Raw genomic sequence first — 1,030 nt, 5'->3', positions numbered from 1 at the left:
GGGATGAGCATGAACGATATGGGTATGCATCTGCGTGTCTTCCGTGATCCTTTTCGGAGCCTGGCCTGACACTGGGCTTTCAATTCTGATATGTCGCCTAAAGATCTTGAATATCGGCATTTCACAAATGAACAAGCGGCTCGACTGGAACGACTACCAGACCGTTCTCCGGATCGCGGAGGCGGGCTCGCTTTCGGGCGCGGCGCACCGGTCCGGGTCGAGCCATCCGACCATGTTCCGCAGGATCAACGCGGTCGAAGAGACGCTTGGCGTGCGGCTCTTCGAGCGATTTCGCACCGGCTATCGCCTGACGGCCGCAGGGGAAGAAGTCGCGAAGACCGCGCGCGAGATGGAAGACCTCGCCAACGTGACCGAGCGACGCGTAGCGGGCCGCGACCTGAGGCCCTCGGGTATCGTGCGCCTGGCAACGACCGACACGCTGCTCCACGGCCTGCTGGCACCTCAGATTGCCAGTTTGCGGCATTCGGAACCCGAGATCGTGCTCGAGGTCGCCGTCTCGAACGAGATTGCCGATCTCTCCCTCCGGGAGGCGGATATCGCAATCCGGCCCGCGGCGTCACCCGAGGAGCACTTGGTCGGACGCCGCCTCGGCCGAATCCGGCAAGCCGTCTATGGGGCGCGGTCGCTTGGCCTCGGCGAGGTGGATCGACGGGAATTGTCAGCCCTGCCCTGGATCGGCCCGAGCGCGTCCATGGCCTATCCTCAACTTCACGTATGGATGCGAAAGCGCGGGTGTGAAGGATCTTGCATCATCAGGATGGATAGCGTCCTGAGTATGCATGCTGCGGTCCGTGCCGGCATCGGCGTTGCGCTCCTGCCCTGCTATTTGGCCGAGCCAGATGCTGACCTGCAACGCCTTGGCATCGAGGTCGAAGACCTTGTCGCGGACCTTTGGATGCTGACCCATCCCGACCTCCGCCATACCGCCCGCATTCGCGCCGTGCTCGATTTCTTCGGCACCGTACAGGGAGCCTTGAAGGATACTATTAACAGGCTGCTGAAAAAGGCC

The 1,030-nt window shown here is 62.1% G+C and carries 1 protein-coding gene; it reads left to right on the top strand.

Annotated elements, in window-relative coordinates:
* Positions 1 to 43: 43 nt before the first annotated feature.
* Positions 44 to 1,030, top strand: a 987-nt coding sequence (locus tag OCH239_RS21405; protein ID WP_244430424.1) for a LysR family transcriptional regulator, incomplete at its 3' end; no start/stop codon positions are given.

The organism is Roseivivax halodurans JCM 10272 (assembly GCF_000521785.1).
GTDB classification, from domain to species: Bacteria; Pseudomonadota; Alphaproteobacteria; order Rhodobacterales; family Rhodobacteraceae; genus Roseivivax; species Roseivivax halodurans.
The sequence above is the reverse complement of the archived record's forward strand: the minus strand, read 5'-3'. Positions and strand labels throughout refer to the sequence as shown.